Origin of the sequence: Mesorhizobium sp. M7A.F.Ca.CA.004.06.1.1, from assembly GCF_003999135.1 — a bacterium.
Classification (GTDB): Bacteria; Pseudomonadota; Alphaproteobacteria; order Rhizobiales; family Rhizobiaceae; genus Mesorhizobium.
In genome coordinates, this window is the sequence record NZ_RZPQ01001271.1 from 1 (window position 1) to 856 (window position 856).

At 61.7% G+C, this 856-nt stretch carries 2 protein-coding genes; both read right to left on the reverse strand.

Annotation, left to right across the window (positions count from 1 at the left end):
* Window positions 1-321 (reverse strand): glyceraldehyde 3-phosphate dehydrogenase NAD-binding domain-containing protein (locus tag EN906_RS35710; RefSeq protein ID WP_245484415.1); only part of this gene is annotated, 321 nt, incomplete at its 3' end.
* A gap of 155 nt (window positions 322-476) precedes the next feature.
* Window positions 477-856: transketolase C-terminal domain-containing protein (locus EN906_RS35715; RefSeq protein WP_281060484.1), on the reverse strand; the 380-nt coding region annotated here is incomplete at its 5' end.

An 856-nucleotide genomic window follows, 5' to 3' on the forward strand; every position in this document is an offset into this window, starting at 1 on the left:
CTTGTCACGGGCGGTGAAGACGCCGGTGCATTCGAGCGCGATGTCGATGCCGAGTTCCTTCCACGGTAGCTGCGTCGGATCCTTGATCGCGGTGACCTTGAACGTTTCCTTGCCGACGGTGATCTGATCGCCGGAAACCGAGACTTCATGCGGGAAGCGGCCATGCACGCTGTCATAGCGCAACAGATGCGCATTGGTCTCGACCGGGCCGAGGTCGTTGACGGCGACGACGTCGATGTCCTTGCGGCCGGATTCATGGATGGCGCGCAGGATGTTGCGGCCGATGCGGCCAAATCCGTTGATGGCAACTCTGACGGTCATAATTCTCTCCCTGGGAGTTGGAGGGCGGACGAGGGGTCCGCAGTTTCATAGCGGCGGAAGCAGAAAGAATCCAGCCGCAGCGACGTGGATTTAAATCGATTAAGTTGGGTCAGCCCGGCGAAACCGCCTTATCGCGATTTCGCCGAACCTTGAACCTACTTTGTATGCAGGCGGGCTTCCGCCGCCTTGGCCGCGGCTTCGGCGGTAATGCCGAAATGCGGATAGAGTTGCTCGATCGTGCCCGAGGCGCCGAAGCCTGTCATGCCGACGAAGATGCCGTCGGAGCCGATCAGATGATCCCAACCCTGGCGTATGCCGGCCTCGATCGCCATCTTGATCGGCGCGTTGCCGATCGTTTTCTTGCGGTAGTCGTCGCTCTGCTGGTCGAACAGTTCGAAGCAGGGCACCGAGACGACGCGGGTGGGATGGCCGTGCTTTTCCAGCAGGTCGCGCGCGCCGAGCGCGATCTCGACCTCGGAGCCGGTGGCGAAGATCGTCACCGCCGCTTCACTGCTGGCGGCAGCCAGCTCATAGG